The following is a 19,695-nucleotide window of genomic DNA, read 5'->3' on the forward strand; positions in this document are numbered from 1 at the left end:
TTGATAGCACTTACCGCAACAAGAGCGTTGGACTATGGGACTGAAACGGACGGACAAATTCCGCGCTGATGCGGTGCGGATTGCGTTGACAAGTGGGATGACAAGCAAACAGGTTGCATCTGATTTAGGTGTTGGCCTTTCGACGCTGAACAAATGGGGGATCGCGCGTGAATACACGCGATCCTGCATAAAATCAGAAATCCAGGTTTGCCACATTCAACGCGTTTTGTTGGATGAACTCGCGGCGGGGCTCTACGACGTCGCCCATGAGCTTTGTGAACAGGTCATCAGCCTCGGCCATATCGGAGACCTTGACTTGCAAAAGCGTTCTGGCATCAGGGTCCAGCGTGGTTTCCCAAAGTTGGTCGGGGTTCATTTCACCCAATCCCTTATACCGCTGGAGTGACAGGCCCTTTTCGCCCTCGGCCAAGATCGCTTCGAGCAGGTCCATGGGTCCATGGATAATCTGTGAACGATCTTTGCGTACCAGTTTCGCAGGCATGTCATAGACGTCTTGCAGGTGCTGGGTGAAGCCGCCCGAGCGCTTTGCTTCTCCTGAGCGCAGCAGGCGTCCGTCAAGCGTGCGGACTTCTTCGACACCGCGCAGGATACGGGCCAGTCGGACACCGTGATCCTGAGTGATCCGCCCTTGCCATCCGCGTTCCCATTCCAGCGCGATAAGGTTCAGCCGTTCAGCGACCTTGTCAGCCACGCCTTGAAGGTCAGCATCGACCGCACCCGGAACGAAAGCGCCGGCGATTGCAGCCTGTTCAAGAATATGGCGCGGATAATGGGTCGGAAAGGCCTCAAGAACCCGACGCATCTGGCGGGCAAGATCGACGACACGTGCCAGATCCTGGCCGGTTATCTCTTCGCCATTTCCCTGGTGCAGCATGGCACCTTCGATGCCTTGCTGGATCAGGTAATCTTCCATCGCCGCCTGATCTTTCAGGTACACTTCGGACTTGCCGCGCGACACTTTGTAGAGCGGCGGTTGCGCAATGTAGAGGTGGCCGTTCTCGATCAGCTGCGGCATTTGACGATAGAAGAACGTCAGCAAAAGCGTTCGGATATGTGCACCATCGACGTCGGCGTCGGTCATGATGACAATCTTATGGTACCGCAGCTTGTCGATGTCGAATTCATCACGTCCGATACCGGTGCCAAGCGCCATGACAAGATTGCCGATTTCCTGGCTGCCCAGCATCCGGTCGAACCGGGCCCGCTCGACGTTAAGAATTTTACCCTTCAATGGCAGGATCGCCTGTGTCTGGCGGTCGCGGCCGGTCTGGGCCGATCCACCGGCCGAGTCACCCTCGACCAGAAAGACTTCGGTCTTGGACGGGTCTTTTTCCGAGCAATCCTTGAGCTTGCCCGCCAGGAAGTTCACATCCATCGCGGTTTTCCGACGCGTCAGGTCACGGGCCTTGCGCGCCGCCTCGCGGGCATGGGCGGCTTCGATGATCTTGCCGACAACGATTTTGGCGATCTGCGGGTTTTCTTCAAACCACTCTGCAAGTTTCTCGTTTACCAGGCCTTCGACGGCGGGGCGCACTTCGGAACTGACGAGTTTGTCTTTGGTCTGCGAGCTGAACTTGGGGTCCGGCACCTTGACTGACAGAACGCATGTCAGACCTTCGCGGGCGTCATCTCCGGTAAAGGACACCTTTTCCTTTTTCGCGATACCTGACGACTGCGCATAGTTGTTGATGGTGCGTGTCAACGCACCGCGAAAGCCGGCCATGTGCGTACCACCATCGCGTTGCGGGATGTTATTGGTAAAGGGCAGGACATTTTCATGATAACTGTCATTCCACCACATCGCGACCTCGACACCGATGTCGTCACGTTCGCCAGTGATAAAGATCGGCTCTGGCATAACCGAGGATTTGGAGCGGTCGAGGTATTTCACGAATTCCTTAACACCACCTTCATAAAACAGCTCTGTGCGCAAAGGTTCGGCGGGGCGTTCATCTGTAAGAATGATCCGCACACCCGAATTCAGGAATGCCAGTTCGCGCAAGCGCTTTTCGAGCGTGTCAAAACTATATTCCAGGTTCGAGAACGTGCTGGTGGATGCCATAAAGCGCACTTCCGTGCCGGTGCGTTCGGTTGGGCCGACAACGCTCAAGTGTTCTTTGGTGAAACCGCCCTCGAAACGGGCGACGTGTTCTTTTCCCTCGCGCCAGATGCGCAGTTCCAGCCAGTCGGACAACGCATTCACAACGGAGACCCCAACCCCGTGCAAGCCGCCGGAAACCTTATAGGAGTTGCTGTCGAACTTACCGCCGGCATGGAGCTGTGTCATGATGACTTCGGCGGCGGACACACCTTCGCCCTGGTGGATACCAACCGGAATGCCACGTCCGTTATCACTGACCGAAACGGAGTTATCTTCGTGAATTGTAACGTTTACGGCGTCTGCATGACCCGCCAGCGCTTCGTCGATCCCGTTGTCAACCACCTCGTACACCATATGGTGCAACCCCGATCCGTCATCAGTATCGCCGATGTACATGCCGGGGCGCTTGCGCACAGCTTCTAAGCCCTTGAGAACTTTGATAGAATCTGCGCCGTATTCCTCGGGAATTTGATCGGTGTCTGACATTATGGGAAACCTTCTTTTGTTGCCCAATTTATAGTGTTTTCTCAGGGGAATGTCACGCGCCCGACACAAGATTTTGTGTCATACGAACGGAATGACAAGCCCGACGCAGATCAACAGGATACCCGCCACCATATTGATGCGTTTCAATGTGGCGGGGCGGGTCATCAGGCCGCGTAATTTACCGACAGAGGCCGCGACCATCAGATTTCCGACCAACGGAATCGTGACGGAAACCGCTATGATGACAGCCACGTCCAACCACGTGACTGCGCGTAAATCGAAAAAACCGGGCAGTACTCCAATATAGAACAGAACCGCCTTGGGATTACCGAGGATCGCAAGAAGCCCTGCTGCAAAACCTGCCCACGCGCCGGGGCGGGTCAATCGATTGTCCCGGTCAATTTTCGCCTCTGCATGGCGGATCAACAGGCCACCCATCACCAGGAATACGCCGCTGGCTATCCAGCGCATGACCAGCATGAAAGCGTCGAATACCGATAATATCCAACTGATCCCTAACACCGCGACAAGCGGCCACAGCATATCGCCGATTGATACACCCAACGCCAACGGCCAGGCAGCGCTGAACCCCCCGGACAGGGCACGCGCCATGATGGCCAGCCAAACCGGGCCGGGCGTAAGAAATAGGACAAGCAAGGCACCGCAGTAAAGCAGCAGGTCCGGCAAAGATATCGTCACGGTTGCATCCTCGCTGTGGATTGTCCGTCAATTTCGGTGACTTCCAACATTTGGGTGCGCGCGCCCAGAGTGTCGAAGAGGTCATGCTCGGTGCCGGTCATCCATGCCTGCGCACCAAGGGCGGAGATTTCATCATACAAAGCCGCGCGCCGACCGGCATCAAGATGCGCCGCGACTTCGTCCAGCAACAACACCGGAGCGGCCCCGAAGTCGGATGCCAGCGCCCGTGCGTTGGCAAGGATCAATGAGACAAGAAGCGCTTTCTGTTCCCCGGTCGAACAATCGCGTGCAGGAACGTTCTTTGCTGTATAGACGCCTTCCAGATCAGCACGATGCGGGCCGATCAGCGTGCGACCCGCCGAGAGGTCTCTCATCCTGTTATCGGCCAGAGCCTTGCGTAGATCGTCGGCCGACGTCGGCATGTCGCATATCAGAGAAAGCGAGGCTGTGGGAAAGACCGTCTCCGCCTGCTCCTGCGCATCAGTGAGCGCCTGAAGCGCCGCTAGCCGGTTCGCGTGGATCGCCGCACCGGTTTCGGCCAACTGCTGTTCCAACGCCAAATACCACGATGGTTCACGGACCATATCCTTTAACAGGCGGTTACGTTCGCGCATCGCTTTTTCGTAGTTCAACGACTGTTCGGCATGATCAGGCAGAAAGCTAAGAGTGACACGATCCAGAAAACGCCGCCGTCCTTCCGCACCCTCGATCCACAGCCGGTCCATCGACGGTATCAACCACAACACCCTTGCAATGCGTCCCAGCCCGGTTTGCGGTACGGCTTTGCCATCAATTCTGGTTTGGCGGGCAGCCCCGTTTTCCGACCACACCTCGACCTCGTGAACCTGACCCAGACTGTGCAGATGTGCCGAAAGTTTCCAGCCAAGCGCTTCGGGGCGGCGCGTCATATCCAAGGCACTGGATCGCCGCAGGCCACGACCGGGAGAAAGCAAGGAGATCGCTTCGAGAATGTTGGTTTTGCCGGCTCCGTTCGGCCCGTAGATTGCAACGGGGCGGTGATCACATTCGATAACGGCGCGCTTATGCGACCTGAAATGCGACAGTGTCAGCCGGGAAAGAAAAAGCCCTGTCATGAGATAGGCCTGAACGCATCAACGCGATCGACACGGATTTTACGGAAGTGCCGGTGCCTCACACACGCATCGGCATGACGACATACACGGCAGACATATCATTGCCTTCGCGCATCAATGTCGGATCGCCAGAGGAGTTGAACAGGAACACCGCGTTTTCGCGGTCAACCTGACTGGCGATCTCAAGCAGGTATTTGGCGTTAAACCCAATCTCGAGCCGTTCGTCAGCATAGGCGACGGCCAGTTCTTCTTCTGCGGCACCACTGTCTGGCGCATTTACCGACAGGATAAGCCGGTCTTCATCCAGTTGCAGCTTCACCGCACGAGACCGTTCAGAGCTGACCGTCGCAACGCGGTCGACGGCACGCGCAAAGTCACTGGCGTCGACTTCCATCTTGCGGGTATTTCCCTGTGGAATGACACGGGTGTAGTCCGGGAAGGTCCCGTCGATGACCTTGGACGTCAAAGTGATGTCGGGTGTCGCGAACCGGATCTTGGTTTCGGAAACCGAAACGGCGATTTCCATTTCGTCATCGTCCAATAGTTTGCGCAGTTCACCCACGGTTTTACGCGGCACGATGACGCCCGGCATTTCTGCGGCATTATCGGGCATAGGTGCATCAATACGCGCCAGACGGTGACCGTCAGTGGCCACGCAGCGCAGAACTTTACTGCCGTCGCTGTCCGAAATATGCATGTAAACGCCATTCAAGTAATACCGTGTCTCTTCGGTGGAAATGGCGAATTTCGACTTATCGAACAGACGGCGCAATACAGGGGCGGGGGCTTTGAAATTCGACTGGTATTCCGCAGTCGCCATAACGGGGAAATCTTCGCGTGGTAAGGTAGCCAGCGAAAAGTTTGATCGTCCTGCTTCGACCGTCAAGCGGCCCGACGCATTGTCTGATGTCAATGTGATCAGCGCCCCATCGGGAAGCTTGCGCACAATCTCGTGCAACGTGGTTGCGGATACTGTGGTTGCGCCAGCACGTTCGACTTGGGCCGGGGCCTTGTCGACGACTTCGATATCCAGATCGGTCGCCCGGAAAGATGCGTCAGAACCTTCGGCCTCGATCAGCACGTTTGCAAGAATTGGAATGGTATTACGGCGCTCTACCACTGATTGTGCCTGCGACACAGCTTTAAGCAGCGCGGCGCGTTCGATGCTGAATTTCATATGCCATCTCCATTCCGGCAGTCCGGGAGGGCAAACTACCCGATACCAATGTATTCACAAGAGTTTTATTGACTTTTCAGCACGAAACAAAGGCCCGTCAAGGCCTCCGTGCCGGTTATGGGTAAAGTGGTGCGTTTAGGCTTCGAGCGAACGGCGCAGCAATTCCAGATCTTCGGCAATCTGCCCGTCGCTTTGCTTGAGCTCTTCGATGCGTTTCACGCCATGCATGACGGTGGTATGGTCGCGGCCCCCAAAACGGCGCCCGATTTCGGGGAGTGACCGGCTCGTCATCTTTTTGCACAAGTACATTGCCACCTGACGGGGGCGAGCATAGCTACGCAGGCGCTTTGGCCCCACCATATCGCTAAGACGGATATTGTAGTGTTCCGATACCTTGCGCTGAATTTCTTCGATGCTGATTTTTCGTTCAGACGCGCGCAGGACATCAGCCAAACAATCCTGGGTGAGATCCATGTTGATTTCACGGCCAACCAAAGATGCAAAAGCGAACAGCCGGGTCAGCGCCCCTTCCAATACGCGTACATTGCTGGTGATCCGGTGGGCCAGGAACTCCAGGACGCCGGCCTCGATCTCGAGGCCGGGATAGTTGGCGCGTTGGGCTTCGACCTTGCTTTGTAGAATGCCCAACCGCAGTTCATAGTCGGTCGGATGAAGATCGACGACCAAGCCACACTGCAAACGCGATTTCACACGGTCTTCAAGATCCTTGATCTCGCCGGGTGCGCGGTCGGCAGAAATGATAATTTGTTTGTTCTGATCAACCAGCGCGTTGAAGGTGTGAAAGAATTCTTCCTGCGTGCTGTCTTTGCCGGCAATGAACTGTACGTCGTCCACCATCAACACATCGACTGAGCGGAAGATTTCCTTGAAATCCATCATCTTGCGATCTCGGAGCGCCTGAACAAACCGATACATGAACTGTTCAGCGGAAAGATACAGAACATTCAGCTCTGGTTTTCTGAGATGAAGCTCTTGGGCGATGGCGTGCATCAGGTGGGTTTTCCCGAGCCCGACGCCGCCATATAAAAACAGTGGGTTGAAAGTAACGGGGCCGCCTTCGGCCACGCGCCGCGCCGCTGCGTGGGCCAGTTCATTGGGCTTGCCGACAACAAAGTTATCAAAGCTAAAGCGGGCGTCGAGAGGTGCAGTGTTAAGCGAGCTGTTCGAAGGCTGTGCCGTAGCAGTTTTGGGGCGCGCGGGCGCAGGAAGCGGAATTGCTGACTTGTCAGGTGTTGCCAGCTCGAACTTCAGGCGAGTGACGTTGTCATTCTCGGATTGCATCTCGTGCAAAATCAAATCGGCAAAATTTTGGCTTACGTAATTGCCGAAAAAGTTCGTCGGGACAAAGAGAGTGGTTACACCATCTTCGAGCGGGCCAACGGACAACGGGGCGATCCAGGTTGTAAAGTTATTCTGCCCAACTGTTTTCTTTAAGCGGTCTCTAATTTTAGTCCACTGAGCCTGCGTCATGTACCCTACTGTCCCCAAATTTATACAGACCGGTGCACGCCCGGCTGCAATTCTTTATTAATACGAAGACAACGGGCCACTTACCCGGTCCCAACGAGAAACCGGCCTGCTGTCCTTCGGACTTATTATACAAGGGCACGTTTGGCGCGTGCGCAGGTGTCAAATTACCTAGCGTCGCTGCCGAACAAGCCGTTCGTCGTATACAAAGGCAGGGCAAATGTGCTGGCAGCAGCATCCGCAGATCTCATGGTGACCCCTAGCAAGATCAGCCATACATCCTCTACCCAACAGCAACATCCTAGCAAATGTTTAGTTAGGTCAGAGCCTGTCCCCCCAAGCGAAATGAATCGCGCTTGGTACTTTTAGCAATGTCGTATCAATCGTTTCAACACATCTTAAAACTTGACTCAGTGAATGGTGCAAAAGAATCTCTTTCTACCAAAAGTAGTGACCAAAAAGTCAAAAGGGGCACCGCAATGCGATGCCCCTTCAGGAATCAGTAAGTCTGTGGCGGGTAGGGTTTAACCCAGTGCTTTTACCCGCGAGGCCAGGCGCGACATCTTACGCGATGCAGTGTTCTTGTGAAAAACGCCTTTCGTCACGCCGCGCATCAGCTCTGGCTGGGCAGCGCGAAGTGCGGTCGTTGCGGCTTCTTTGTCACCGGATGCGATGGCTTCCTCTACTTTACGCAGAAAGGTACGGATACGCGAACGGCGTGCTTTGTTGATTTGGAAACGTGCTTCGTTCTGACGGGCGCGCTTCTTTGCCTGTGGTGTGTTTGCCATGAGGATCAGCCTTCATCTTTAGTATGTTCAAATTGCGAATACGCGACACAAACCCAAAGACCGGAACACATTCCGATAAGGTGATTCTAGCCAGAGCGGGCTGCACGCGCATGTATTGGGCCTGCCTATAGTGCAACCAGAGGCGCATTGCAAACCCACATAGTTAATTACTTGTCGCGAAATTGCGCTTCGCGCTTTTCAAGGAAAGCGGACATGCCTTCCTTTTGGTCTTCCGTTGCAAAAAGCGAATGGAACACCCGCCGTTCAAACAGCAAACCTTCTCTCAGTGGCACTTCAAAGGAACGGTTCACCGCTTCTTTGACAACCATCGTGGAGATAAGGGATTTTTCTGCAATCTTCGCCGCCGCCGCCATTGCTTCTTCCATCAGCTTTTTCACTGGCACGACCCGCGATACCAGGCCGGAACGCTCGGCCTCGGCTGCGTCCATAAAACGCCCGGTCAGGTTCATGTCCATCGCTTTGGATTTGCCGATCGCGCGGGTCAGGCGCTGTGTGCCGCCGATTCCGGCGACAACGCCCAGGTTGATTTCCGGCTGGCCGAATTTAGCGGTTTCCGAGCAAATGATAAAATCACACATCATTGCCAGTTCACATCCGCCACCAAGCGCGTAGCCCGAAACGGCCGCGATGATCGGTTTGCGAACGCGCATGATCTGGTCTGTCTCGGGTGTGAACAGGTCACCCGCAAAAACATCGACAAAGCTTTTGTCGCGCATCATCGCGATATCGGCACCTGCTGCAAATGCCTTTTCCGAGCCGGTAATGACGATGCACCGGACCTTTTCGTTTTCCTGAGCGGATTTCAGGGCATCGGCCAGTTCGGTCATCAACTGATCATTCAATGCGTTCAGTGCGTCAGGCCGGTTTAGCGTGACAAGCGCGATATGGTTGTCGACGTCGACCGTGATCGTTTCATAAGCCATCAAGAATGCTCTCGTTTGTTACGCTTTGAAGAATGTGCATATCACGAGCGTAGGTCGTTTCAAGTTATCTTTGGCATTGCGGACAGTAGAAGGACGATCGGCCGGACTGGACGATTCGGCTGACTTGATGGTCGCAGCCCAAGGTTTTGCAGGGTTCCGTCTCGCGACCATAGACATCAAAGCTGTGCTGGAAATAGCCCAGTTCCCCGTCCGACTGCTTGAAGTCTCGTAAGGTGGATCCGCCCGCCGCAATGGCCTCCTGGAGCACGTCGCGGATAATCGGAACAAGTCCGGCTGCCTCTTGTGCCGAGACATGTCCAGCCTTGCGCCCAGGGTGGATCCGCGCCCGGTAAAGTGTTTCGCAGACATAGATATTTCCCAGTCCCGCAACGATGCGTTGATCCAAAAGCGCAGACTTTATCGGTAAATTGCGGTCTTTGAGTACGGCAACCAGATAGGCTTCGTGAAAATCGTTGCCGAACGGTTCCGGTCCGATAGATGCCAGCAGTTTGTGGGTGTCCGCAGTCAAGGTGTCCAATAGATCCATCGCCCCGAAACGCCGCGGATCATTGAATGTCACGCGGGCCCCGTTGGCCATATGCAGCACCACATGATCGTGTTTTTCCGGAGCCGGGTGATCGTGGACAAATTGCCCCAGGGGGTCCCCCGAGACCAGCATTCGCCCAGACATGCCAAGGTGAACCAGCAGCGATTCCCCCGATGATAAATCCGCGAGGATGTATTTTGAACGTCGGCGCAGCCTTTCCACCCGCTGGCCGGTCAGCCGCGCGGCCATATCAGGTGGGAATGGCCAGCGTAGATTGGGGCGGTTCACTTCGGCGCGGGCAATGACCTGCCCTTCCATCACGGGGGCCAGACCCCGGCGCACAGTTTCGACTTCTGGCAATTCCGGCATAGTTCTTCCCCTGTGACAAAAGGGGCGCATTGTACCCAGCCCCTCGCGCCCTATAACAAAGGTGCAGATCAAAGGACTACAAGACCCCATGACAAACGACAGCGACAAAACCACCCATTTCGGGTTTGAAACCGTTCCCGAAGCCGACAAGGCCGGACGCGTGCAGGGTGTCTTTAACTCTGTGGCCAGCAAATATGATATCATGAACGACGTCATGAGCGTGGGCATTCACCGTATCTGGAAAGAAGCGATGATGGACTGGCTTGCCCCGCGTTCGGGACAAAAGCTGCTGGATGTCGCGGGGGGGACGGGTGACGTTTCATTCAAGTTTCTCGCTCGGGCTGGGGCCGGCCATGCCACCGTGCTGGATCTGACCGAACCGATGCTGGTCGAAGGGCGCAAACGCGCTGAAGCGGCGGCGATGGCCGATAGCCTTGATTGGGTCGTTGGCGACGCCATGGCGCTGCCGTTCGACGATAACAGCTTTGACGTCTATACGATCAGTTTCGGCATCCGCAACGTGACACGCCCTCAAGAGGCGCTGAACGAAGCCTACCGCGTGCTGCGCCCCGGAGGGCGTCTGATGGTTCTGGAGTTTAGCCAGCTTCCGAATCCGTTGATGCAAAAAGCGTATGATCTGTACAGTTTCAACGTGATCCCCCGGATGGGGCAGATGATAGCGAACGATCGCGACAGTTATCAGTATCTGGTGGAATCAATTCGCAACTTTCCTGATCAAGAGACATTTTTGAACATGGTTGAAACGGCCGGATTCGAGCAGGCGAAGTACCGCAACCTGACGATGGGCGTCGCTGCATTGCATTCGGGCTGGAAGATTTAACCTATGCGCGGACCTCATAATATCTGGCGGTTGATCCGCACCGGTGCAACTTTGGAGCGGACCGGCGCGATGAATGTTGTGCTCGACGCTTTTGATGCAACACCGGCGTTGCGTTTTGTGGCCAAGGCACTTGGCAAGCCCTTCAAGTTTCTGGGGTATGCTGGCGATCCCACCATGCCCCCCGCGACGCGCGCCCTGACCGCGCTTGGCCCCGCCTACATTAAGTTCGGTCAGGTTCTGTCGACACGGCCTGATGTGGTGGGCGACGAACTGGCGGTGCAGTTGCGCGTGCTACAAGACAAGCTGCCGCCATTTTCGATAGAAAAGGCAAAGGCCGAAGTTGAAAAAGAGATAGGCCTGCCTGTCGAATCGATCTTTTCCTACTTCAGTGAGCCCGTGGCGGCGGCTTCTATCGCGCAGGTTCACCGCGCCACTCTTGCCGAAACCGGCGAAGACGTCGCTGTCAAAGTGCTGCGACCCGGTATCGAAAAGGCATTTCGCAAAGATGTTGATGCGTTTTACCTTGCTGCCCGCATGGTCGAATTATTCTCGCCCGGGTCGCGCCGGTTGCGCCCGTTGGAAGTGATCGAACATTTTGACGGCGTGGTCAGGGGGGAGCTGGATCTTCGCCTGGAATCGTCCGCTGCGTCGGAATTTGCCGCGAACACCCAGAATGACGAAGGCTTTCAGCTACCTGCGATCAAATGGGAATATTCAGCGCGGCGGGTCATGACCCTGGAATGGGCAGACGGCGTCCCGATGGGTGACAACGATGCGATAGATGCCGCCGGTCATGATCGTGTGGCACTTGGCGACCGTGTGTTGCAGCTATTTCTAAGCCATGCGCTGCGCGATGGATACTTCCATGCCGATATGCACCAGGGCAATCTGAAGGTGGCGCCGAACGGGAACGTAATTGCCTATGACTTTGGCATCATGGGGCACATCGACGAATATACCCGCCGTGTCTATGCCGAGATTCTGTTTGGCTTTATTCGCCGGGATTACAAACGTGTTGCCGAAGTACATTTCGAGGCGGGGTATGTCCCCGCTGACAAGGATGTAGATGAATTCGCACGTGCTTTGAGAGCCGTGGGCGAACCGATATTCGGCATGGACGCCACCCGCATTTCCATGGCGCGGCTGCTTACCTATTTGTTTGAAGTCACAGAACGGTTCGGCATGGAAACCAGGACCGAACTGATCTTGTTGCAACGCACCATGGTCGTCGTTGAAGGGGTCGCCCGCTCGCTCAACCCTCATATAAATATCTGGGAGGTTTCGAGCCCGATCGTCAGCGACTACATCGCGAAATCGATTGGTCCGAAAGCCGTATTCAAAGACTTGAGCCGCACAGCGCTGGTGTTAACCCGGTTTGGGCCACGATTACCTGCCCTTGTTGAGGCTGCATTGATGCGACAACAATATGATACCCCACACGAGGATCCCACCTTCAGACGCTGGATGGCCCTGTCGGCGTTTCTGGGTGCATGCACGGCGACCAGCGTAATCGCGCTGATAGTTGCCCTGAACTGACACGGAGCAAAGCCGGGTGGGTGTGGAAATCAAGCCCGTTGTGCATTGACAGGAGCGGTCTGATACGCACATTTATCCAGTATGACGGATAATTCAGACGCTATATTGACGCGGCTTCCTGCCCGCCTCAAGTCGGCCCGAACGGGACAGGGCCTTAGCCTTGATGCCGTGGCAAAACTGTCGGGGGTTTCCCGATCCATGGTCAGCCAGATCGAACGGGGGGAAAGCAGTCCGACAATTGCGACGCTGTGGAATTTGACGCGAGCGTTGCAAGTTGATTTCGCCGGGCTGTTAGAGGGGGCTAAAGCGCCGACGCAGATCGAAGTCCTGCGGGCGACCGACGTGCCTACCATCAACAACCTAGGCTCCGGATGCCGGATACGCATCCTGTCGCCCCCCGAGGAGGCGGGCAAACACGAAGTCTATGAACTGCTGATTGATGACGGCGGTGTCCTGGACAGCCAACCTCATACCCGTGGTTCCCGGGAGCACCTTACGGTTCTTGAGGGGAGCGTCGAGCTTTGCAGCGCAGATGCGACCAGCACCGTTCACGCCGGTGACACTGCACGATATGCGGCGGATGTTCATCACAGGATTGCTGCCGTTTCGGGTGCGGTGCGGGCATTTCTGGTTGTTCAGAATGCATGATGCGAGTGAAAAATCCGTAATATGGGAATAATTCCGCTATAAGAGAAATTCTATATTCCGGCGTGACATCTGTTGTGATAGCTATGTCGACAGAAGGAGTTTTCTTATGACCCAAGCCTACCTCGATCACGTCGCGGCGATACTCACGGATATCGAAAACGAAGGCATGATGAAGCGCGAGCGGATGATTACCACTCCGCAGTCGGGCGAAATCTGTGTTGGCGGCCACCGCGTCATAAATCTCTGTGCCAACAATTACCTTGGTCTTGCCGATCACCCCGACCTGATTGCGGCTGCCCGTGATGCGATGGGGCCAAAGGGGTTCGGAATGGCATCGGTACGCTTTATCTGCGGAACGCAGGATATCCACCGCGAACTGGAACGAAAGCTTGCTGCGTTCTTGGGGAAGGACGATGCGATTTTATTTGCTGCGTGTTTCGATGCCAACGGCGGCTTGTTCGAACCGTTGCTGGGCGCGGAAGACGCGATCATATCAGACAGCCTGAACCATGCGTCGATCATTGATGGGGTTCGTCTGTGCAAGGCGAAGCGCTATCGTTACGCCAATTCGGATATGGATGATCTGGAAACGCAGTTGCGACAGGCCCGCAAGGACAACGCGCGGTTTATCATGATCGCCACGGATGGCGTTTTCAGTATGGACGGGTACCTGGCGAACCTGCCCGAAATAACCAGATTGGCCGAAAAGTATGAGGCGCTTGTCATGGTCGATGATTGCCACGCCACAGGTTTCATGGGGCCTAAAGGTGCGGGAACACCCGCGCATTTCAAAGTTGATGTGGATATATTGACCGGCACTTTGGGAAAGGCCATGGGAGGTGCGATAGGCGGGTATATCGCGGGGCCACAGGCAGTGATTGACTTGCTGCGCCAGCGCGCCCGGCCATACCTGTTTTCCAATTCGCTGCCGCCCTCGATCGTGATGGCCGGGATCAAGGCGCTGGAACTGGTCGAACGGGGGGATGATCTGCGCGCAAAGCTTTTCGAGAATGCGCATTACTGGCGCGACGGGCTGAAGACCCTGGGTTTCGACCTGCTGCCGGGCGAGCATCCGATCATTCCGGTAATGCTGGGCGAAGCGCGATTGGCGCAGGATATGGCGGCGTGTCTGTTCGAGGAAGGTGTCTATGTCAGCGGGTTCTTCTTTCCGGTGGTCCCCCGAGGGAAGGCGCGCATCAGAACCCAGATGAACGCCGCATTGACCCGAGATGAGCTGGACCGGGCCCTGGCCGCATTTGAAGTTGCAGGCAAGAAATGCGGGGTGATCTCGTGAGCAATCAGATGAAGGCGCTTTGTAAGTCGGAGCCTCGCGAGGGGCTTTGGATGACGCGGGCTCCGGTTCCGGAAATCGGCCCGGACGATGTGTTGATCAAGATAACCAAGACCGGCATCTGCGGAACCGACATTCATATCTGGAATTGGGATGAGTGGGCGCGCAAAACTGTTCCGGTTCCGCTGATCACAGGACACGAGTTTGCCGGTGAAATCGTTGAACTGGGGCGCAATGTAGCGGACCTGTCCATCGGGCAGCGCTGTTCAGGCGAGGGGCATCTGACCGGCAAGACATCGCGACAGTCGCGTTCGGGAAAATTTCACCTAGATCCGGCGACCCGTGGTATTGGCGTCAACGAACAGGGAGCATTTGCGCAATATCTGAAGTTGCCGGCGTTCAACGTGGTGCCTCTGCCGGATACGATTTCGGACGATATCGGTGCTATACTGGACCCGCTGGGTAACGCGGTTCACACAGCGTTGAGCTTTGATTTGATCGGTGAAGATGTGTTGATCACGGGTGCGGGTCCGATCGGGATAATGGCCGCGGCTGTCGCGCGGCATGTGGGCGCGCGACACGTGGTTATTACCGACGTGAACCCGGCGCGGCTTGAGCTTGCGGTTAAGGTCGCCGACGTCGTGCCGGTGAATGCAGCGACGGATGACTTGGCCGATGTGATCGCCCGTCTCAAGATGAAACAGGGCTTTGATGTCGGCATGGAGATGTCGGGCAATCAAGTGGCGCTGGATCAGATGGTTGAAGCCATGACGATGGGCGGGCGTATTGCCATGTTGGGGATCCCTCCGGGAAAGTCGCCGGTTGATTGGTCACGGATCGTGTTCAAGGCCATAACGCTGAAGGGTGTCTATGGCCGCGAAATATTCGAGACCTGGTACAAGATGATCGCCATGTTGGAAAACGGGTTGGACGTGTCGGGGATCATTACCCACCGGTTCGCGGCGGATCAATTCGAAGTAGGTTTCGAGACGATGAAATCAGGTTTGTCCGGCAAGGTGGTCCTGGACTGGACACAAGCCTAAAGAGGGGGGCCAGCCCCCGCCCCGGCTTTGCCGGCCCCCCCCCCGGGGATTTTGGACCATTTGGAAGCGCTGAAAGTCAGCCTCGTTTCAGCGCGCGTTTGAATTCGGCAAGCTTGAAGGCTCCGATCAGGTGACCGACGCCAAAGTAGCTCAACGCGGCGATAATCATCAAGATGAGCAGGCCAATACCGCGCCACCAATGCTGCGCAAGCAGAGGCTGCATCAGCAGGTTGGCGATCCATAACGCCGCACCCATTACAGCGGAGGCAATCAGGATACGCCAGATACGCTGATGAAACCGTGCGTCGAACCGCGCGGCGAGGCCAAAGCCGCGCGCGCCCCGGGCCAACAGGGCGAACATTGCCCATCCGGCGGTTGTGGTGGCGACCGCCGGAGCAATCCAACCGATCACCGGGCTGAGCCCTACGGCGAGAACCACGTTCACCACCATTGCGACCACGGCAAAATAGAACGGTCGCCGGGTGTCTTCCCGGGCGTAGTACAGGGGTTGCAGAATTTTTTGCAGGACGAAAGCGGGCAGTCCGAGGCCGTATATAGCCACTGCGATAGCGATCGCAGCGGCGTCGTCGGTCGTGGTGGCCCCGCGTTCGAACAAGATCGAGGCCAGTGTAAACGGGATGACCATGAGCGCCACCGCCGAAGGGATGGTAAGCGCCAGCGATACTTCGGCCGCGCGGCTGATCTGGGTATGCGATCCTTGTTCGTCACCCGCCTTGAGCCGCCGGGAGAGATCAGGGAGAAGCACGACGCCGATGGCGATGCCGACCACTCCCAGTGGCAGCTGGTACAATCGGTCGGCGTAGTTGAGCCAGGCCACAGCCCCTTCGTAAAAACTGGCGACTTGGCGGCCCACCAGCAGGTTGATCTGCATAACCCCCCCGGCCAAGGCGGCAGGCGCTGCGATGATCGCAAGGCGTTTCAATTCCGGTGTGATACGTGGCCGGCGACCGAAGGTCAGCGTGAAGCCTGCGCGTTTGGCGGCCCACCAGACCAATGCGAGTTGCGCGATACCGGCGATAGGCACGGATAGCGCCAAGGTATCACCGACCTGCAAGCCCAAAGCCTTATCAATGCCTAATCCCAACGCGTCCGCGCCGTCCCGACCAAGGGCCGCACCGACCAGAACCGCGATGATGAAGATGACGTTCAAAACCACCGGTGCCGCCGCTGCGGCTAGAAACCGTCCGGTTGCGTTCAGTACGCCGGAGGCGAGGGCTGCGAGGGAGATGAACAGAATATAGGGAAAGGCCAGGCGCCCGTATTCCACCGCTAGGTCAAAACGTTCATCGCCCGCGAAGCCGGATGCCATCAACAAGACCAGCCAAGGCATGGCGATAACGCCGATCACGGTGAACATTGTCAGGATGAAGGCCATACCGACAAAGGCATCCTGAGCGAACTCTTCCGCACCTTCGCCGCTTTCCAGTCTTTTGGAAAACATCGGCACAAACGCCATGTTGAACGCCCCTTCGGCGAAGAAACGTCGGAACATGTTGGGCAATGAGAAAGCAACCAGGAACGCCTCGGCTGCCGGGCCGGAACCCAGATACCCGGCAATCATTACGTCGCGTACAAATCCCATGACACGGCTGATGAGGGTCCATATTCCTACGGTGAAGAATCCGGACATGAGACGGATGGGTTTCATTGCGATGCTGCCTGTTGCTGCGATGGGTGAGGCGTAGCCTTTGGCAGGCCGTTACGCAATTGGCGAAATGATCGGGTTACCTTTTAGGCTGGATGCCAACGGCGAGAGAAACATCGGGTGCACAGGAGCGCGGCACGCTGGTAACGCGTAGGAAAGGGGATCACGTCTGGGCACGCTCTACCCCGTCAATGATGGCGGCGCGAAGTCTTTTTTCCAGGGTTTTTTGCTTGCTCTCGGTGTAGTATTTCAACCCGAACATGTCTTTCACGTAAAATGTATCAACAACCTGTTCACCATATGTCGCGATCACGGCATTCGCGATGTATACGTTGGATTCTGCGAGGGACCGGGCAAGGTCATAAAGCAGTCCGGGACGGTCACGGGTGTCAACTTCGATAATGGTGTAGATTTCAGAACCGTCATTGTCGAAGGTTATGTGGGTAGGTACCTTAAAGACTTTTTCACGCTTTTTAACCTTGTCACGTGATTTCAGCTCTTCGCGGGCCATGATCTCACCCTTGAGGGTTTTCGAAATCATATTGCGCAGCCGGGGCAGGCGGGCAGCATCGTAAGGGTTTCCATCCGCATCTTGGATCCAGAACGCATCAGTCACCCAGCCGTCCTTGGTTGTATAGCTGCGGGCATCTACCACATTGGCCCCGACAAGCGCGAGAGCGCCGGCGAGGCGAGCAAAGATGCCGGGGTGGTCGGCCATGACAAAACAGGCGCGGGTGGCATCACGGTCTTCGTCGGGATGCAGATCGATGCGAATTTCACCTTCGGTAATGTCGCGCAGCAACCGGGCGAATACAGCATGCGCGGTCACATGAAGCCCTTGCCAATAGGGGGGGTAATGCCGCGTCGTTTCGGCTTGTAGATCCTTGCGGGGCCAATCCGAAAGGGCAATGCGCAAGGCTTTCTTGGCTTCGTTACCGCGATTGGCGCGATTCAGGTCTTCCAGTCCGGTTTCCAGCGCCCGCTTCGTCTGTCGATAGAGCCCGCGGATCAGGACAGCTTTCCAATTATTCCAGGTGTTTGGCCCGACGCCGCGAATGTCACAGACAGTCAACACGCAAAGCAAGTCGAGCCGTTTCACCGTTTGTACCGCCTTGGCAAAGTCGCGCACAGTACGCGGGTCGGCGATGTCGCGCTTCTGGGCCATATCCGACATCAAAAGATGATAGCGGACCAGCCATTCGACTGTGTCGACTTCGGCTTTGTTCAACCCCAGTCGCGGGGCGATCTTGCGCGCCATTTGCGCGCCGAGAATGGAGTGGTCTTCGGGTCTCCCCTTGGCAATGTCGTGAAGAAGAAGGGCCACGTACAGCACCTTGCGGTTCACGCCACGTTTGAGGATGGACGAAGCGACGGGCAGATCTTCTTCAAGTTCGCCTTTTTCAATCAGCGCAAGGTTGGTGATGCACTGGATTATGTGCTCGTCCACCGTATAGCTATGATACATGTTGAACTGCATCATCGCGACAATGGGTTCGAATTCAGGGATGAACGCCGCAAGCATTCCCAATTCGTTCATCCGGCGCAAACCGCGTTCCGGGTTGCCATGCTTAAGCATCAGATCAAGGAAAATACGCTGGGCTTCCGCGTCGTTGCGCATGTCATCGTCGATCATGCGCAGATTGGCTTTGACCAGACGCATGGCATCGGGATGGATCAACATGCCGGTACGCAAGGCTTCCTCGAATATGCGTAGAAGGTTCAGTTTGTCCGCCATGAAAGCATTGTCGTCTACAATCGCAAGCCGTCCGACGACTACGGTGTAGCCGTCGCGAAGTTTGGGCCGTCTGCGAAAGATACGCTCCAGCAGCGGCTCTGCCTTGATATGGATAGCTTCCAGTTTGGTCAGGAAAATGCGTGTCAATTCACCGACTTGGGTGGCGTGGCGGAAATAGGCCTGCATAAACACTTCGACCCCGCGCCGACCACGGGTATCGGCATATCCCATCGCCTCGGCAACGGCGACCTGCATGTCAAAGGTAAGCTGTTCGGTCGCGCGCCCCGATAGCAGGTGAAGATGTCCGCGCACCGCCCACAGAAAATTCTCGGCGTCGACGAAGGTCTTGAACTCTTCCTCTAGAAACACGCCCCGCTCTACAAGGTCGGCCGCGTGCTCCACGCTATAGATGTGTTTCGATATCCAGAACAACGACTGAAGATCACGCAGGCCGCCCTTGGCTTCCTTGACGTTCGGTTCCACGACATACCGCAGGCCCTGTTTGCGATGACGTGCGGCACGTTCCTCGAGCTTTGCTTCAATGAAGCTGCGGCCGGTACCGGCGAACAATTCGGTTTTGAGAGTTTGATCCAGATCCTGCGCCAAACCGAGGTCGCCGGCGATAAAACGATGCTCGAGCAGCGCGGTCTGTATGGTGAAATCTTCGCGCCCCAGCTGAACACAGTCACGAATGGTGCGGGTCGCGTGCCCCACCTTCAGCTTAAGGTCCCACAGAATATAGAGTATTGATTCGATGATCCTGTCGACCCGCGGAGATGGTTTTGCGGGGATAAGAAACAGTAAATCAACGTCGGAAAACGGAGCCATTTCGCCCCGACCATAGCCGCCGACGCCGATGATAGTCAGTTGATCGGTTGTTCCGGTTGTCCGAGCAGGGTGAAGGTGCTGAACAGCAATCTGGAGAGTGGTGCGCACCAACTGATCTGTCAGGAAACAGTAGGCTGATGTCATGGCGCGCGCGTCGAATGGCGACGCGGCAAAGGCGCGCGCGATTTCCGCACGCCCGGTTTTTTGCGCAGTGCGCAGAATGCTTACGGTGGCGGCCTGAATATCTGACGCATCGCTTGCCCCTGCGATCGCCGTGGTCAGCGCTTGGGTGATCGCGTCTTCGTCAAAGATAAGCTCGGGTGCGCTAATCAGGTGACGCGCTGTCGCCTCACCTGATTCTGCTTGCGTAATAAGTGGTTTCACCAGCGCATC

General features: G+C 56.2%; 15 protein-coding genes and 1 pseudogene. 6 read left to right on the plus strand and 10 right to left on the minus strand.

The annotated features are described in order from the left end of the window. Positions 1 to 34: 34 nt before the first annotated feature. A pseudogene (locus AC13DE_RS15100) lies at positions 35 to 208 on the plus strand (transposase); the annotation flags it as partial. On the opposite strand, the gene gyrB reads toward AC13DE_RS15100, so the two are convergent. The 8 genes from gyrB to mutM all read right to left on the minus strand — a co-directional run bounded on the left by gyrB (position 194) and on the right by mutM (position 9,714). Then, the gene (gyrB, locus tag AC13DE_RS15105; RefSeq protein WP_483048294.1) at positions 194 to 2,608 is read right to left on the minus strand and encodes a DNA topoisomerase (ATP-hydrolyzing) subunit B; all 2,415 of its coding nucleotides are present in this window, start codon (positions 2,606 to 2,608) and stop codon (positions 194 to 196) included. The pseudogene AC13DE_RS15100 and the gene gyrB overlap by 15 nt on opposite strands. Before the next feature lie 78 nt (positions 2,609 to 2,686). Further along, positions 2,687 to 3,307, minus strand: coding sequence for a LysE family translocator (locus AC13DE_RS15110; RefSeq protein WP_483048295.1), 621 nt, complete (start codon positions 3,305 to 3,307; stop codon positions 2,687 to 2,689). Beyond that, positions 3,304 to 4,401, minus strand: coding sequence for a DNA replication/repair protein RecF (gene recF / locus AC13DE_RS15115; protein WP_483048296.1), 1,098 nt, complete (start codon positions 4,399 to 4,401; stop codon positions 3,304 to 3,306). Before recF ends, AC13DE_RS15110 begins: the two co-directional genes overlap by 4 nt. Positions 4,402 to 4,459: 58 nt before the next feature. Beyond that, positions 4,460 to 5,578, minus strand: coding sequence for a DNA polymerase III subunit beta (gene dnaN, locus AC13DE_RS15120; RefSeq protein ID WP_483048297.1), 1,119 nt, complete (start codon positions 5,576 to 5,578; stop codon positions 4,460 to 4,462). Positions 5,579 to 5,713: 135 nt separating this feature from the next. Continuing rightward, on the minus strand, positions 5,714 to 7,069 hold the full coding sequence (dnaA, locus tag AC13DE_RS15125) for a chromosomal replication initiator protein DnaA (protein WP_446314563.1): 1,356 nt from the start codon (positions 7,067 to 7,069) through the stop codon (positions 5,714 to 5,716). Between the two features lie 521 nt (positions 7,070 to 7,590). Next, complete coding sequence (gene rpsT / locus AC13DE_RS15130; RefSeq protein WP_446295262.1) at positions 7,591 to 7,854, minus strand: 30S ribosomal protein S20; 264 nt, start codon at positions 7,852 to 7,854, stop codon at positions 7,591 to 7,593. A gap of 167 nt (positions 7,855 to 8,021) precedes the next feature. Further along, positions 8,022 to 8,798 carry an enoyl-CoA hydratase gene (locus AC13DE_RS15135; protein ID WP_446295263.1) on the minus strand — a complete coding sequence of 259 codons (777 nt, stop codon included), beginning with the start codon at positions 8,796 to 8,798 and terminating at the stop codon, positions 8,022 to 8,024. A gap of 64 nt (positions 8,799 to 8,862) precedes the next feature. Beyond that, positions 8,863 to 9,714: a bifunctional DNA-formamidopyrimidine glycosylase/DNA-(apurinic or apyrimidinic site) lyase gene (gene mutM, locus AC13DE_RS15140; protein ID WP_483048298.1), complete on the minus strand. Its 852-nt coding sequence runs from the start codon at positions 9,712 to 9,714 to the stop codon at positions 8,863 to 8,865. Positions 9,715 to 9,802: 88 nt separating this feature from the next. Between mutM and ubiE the strand changes: the two genes are divergently transcribed. The 5 genes from ubiE to tdh all read left to right on the plus strand — a co-directional run bounded on the left by ubiE (position 9,803) and on the right by tdh (position 15,073). Beyond that, a complete protein-coding gene (gene ubiE, locus AC13DE_RS15145; RefSeq protein ID WP_446314561.1) occupies positions 9,803 to 10,555 on the plus strand; it encodes a bifunctional demethylmenaquinone methyltransferase/2-methoxy-6-polyprenyl-1,4-benzoquinol methylase UbiE in 753 nt (250 codons plus the stop codon). 3 nt (positions 10,556 to 10,558) lie between these two features. Then, on the plus strand, positions 10,559 to 12,091 hold the full coding sequence (ubiB, locus tag AC13DE_RS15150) for a 2-polyprenylphenol 6-hydroxylase (RefSeq protein WP_483048299.1): 1,533 nt from the start codon (positions 10,559 to 10,561) through the stop codon (positions 12,089 to 12,091). Positions 12,092 to 12,172: 81 nt separating this feature from the next. After that, the gene (locus AC13DE_RS15155) at positions 12,173 to 12,739 is read left to right on the plus strand and encodes a helix-turn-helix domain-containing protein (protein ID WP_446314559.1); all 567 of its coding nucleotides are present in this window, start codon (positions 12,173 to 12,175) and stop codon (positions 12,737 to 12,739) included. Positions 12,740 to 12,845: 106 nt separating this feature from the next. Further along, positions 12,846 to 14,033 carry a glycine C-acetyltransferase gene (locus AC13DE_RS15160; RefSeq protein WP_483048300.1) on the plus strand — a complete coding sequence of 396 codons (1,188 nt, stop codon included), beginning with the start codon at positions 12,846 to 12,848 and terminating at the stop codon, positions 14,031 to 14,033. Continuing rightward, complete coding sequence (tdh, locus tag AC13DE_RS15165; RefSeq protein WP_483048301.1) at positions 14,030 to 15,073, plus strand: L-threonine 3-dehydrogenase; 1,044 nt, start codon at positions 14,030 to 14,032, stop codon at positions 15,071 to 15,073. Before AC13DE_RS15160 ends, tdh begins: the two co-directional genes overlap by 4 nt. 76 nt (positions 15,074 to 15,149) lie before the next feature. On the opposite strand, the gene murJ is transcribed toward tdh, so the two are convergent. Continuing rightward, entirely contained in the window at positions 15,150 to 16,742 is a 1,593-nt protein-coding gene (gene murJ, locus AC13DE_RS15170) for a murein biosynthesis integral membrane protein MurJ (RefSeq protein WP_483048302.1), read from the minus strand. Positions 16,743 to 16,902: 160 nt separating this feature from the next. Beyond that, entirely contained in the window at positions 16,903 to 19,686 is a 2,784-nt protein-coding gene (locus tag AC13DE_RS15175) for a [protein-PII] uridylyltransferase (protein WP_446315559.1), read from the minus strand. Positions 19,687 to 19,695: the final 9 nt, after the last annotated feature.

The organism is Sulfitobacter sp. L-8 (genome assembly GCF_056859255.1).

Bases quoted from the DNA above. Each gene is read 5' to 3' on its own strand.
- murJ (WP_483048302.1), bottom strand. From the start codon at position 16,742: ATGAAACCCATCCGTCTCATGTCCGGATTCTTCACCGTAGGAATATGG.
- AC13DE_RS15135 (WP_446295263.1), bottom strand. From the start codon at position 8,798: ATGGCTTATGAAACGATCACGGTCGACGTCGACAACCATATCGCGCTT.
- gyrB (WP_483048294.1), bottom strand. From the start codon at position 2,608: ATGTCAGACACCGATCAAATTCCCGAGGAATACGGCGCAGATTCTATC.
- recF (WP_483048296.1), bottom strand. From the start codon at position 4,401: ATGACAGGGCTTTTTCTTTCCCGGCTGACACTGTCGCATTTCAGGTCG.
- AC13DE_RS15155 (WP_446314559.1), top strand. From the start codon at position 12,173: ATGACGGATAATTCAGACGCTATATTGACGCGGCTTCCTGCCCGCCTC.
- ubiE (WP_446314561.1), top strand. From the start codon at position 9,803: ATGACAAACGACAGCGACAAAACCACCCATTTCGGGTTTGAAACCGTT.
- dnaA (WP_446314563.1), bottom strand. From the start codon at position 7,069: ATGACGCAGGCTCAGTGGACTAAAATTAGAGACCGCTTAAAGAAAACA.
- dnaN (WP_483048297.1), bottom strand. From the start codon at position 5,578: ATGAAATTCAGCATCGAACGCGCCGCGCTGCTTAAAGCTGTGTCGCAG.
- AC13DE_RS15160 (WP_483048300.1), top strand. From the start codon at position 12,846: ATGACCCAAGCCTACCTCGATCACGTCGCGGCGATACTCACGGATATC.
- mutM (WP_483048298.1), bottom strand. From the start codon at position 9,714: ATGCCGGAATTGCCAGAAGTCGAAACTGTGCGCCGGGGTCTGGCCCCC.
- rpsT (WP_446295262.1), bottom strand. From the start codon at position 7,854: ATGGCAAACACACCACAGGCAAAGAAGCGCGCCCGTCAGAACGAAGCA.
- ubiB (WP_483048299.1), top strand. From the start codon at position 10,559: ATGCGCGGACCTCATAATATCTGGCGGTTGATCCGCACCGGTGCAACT.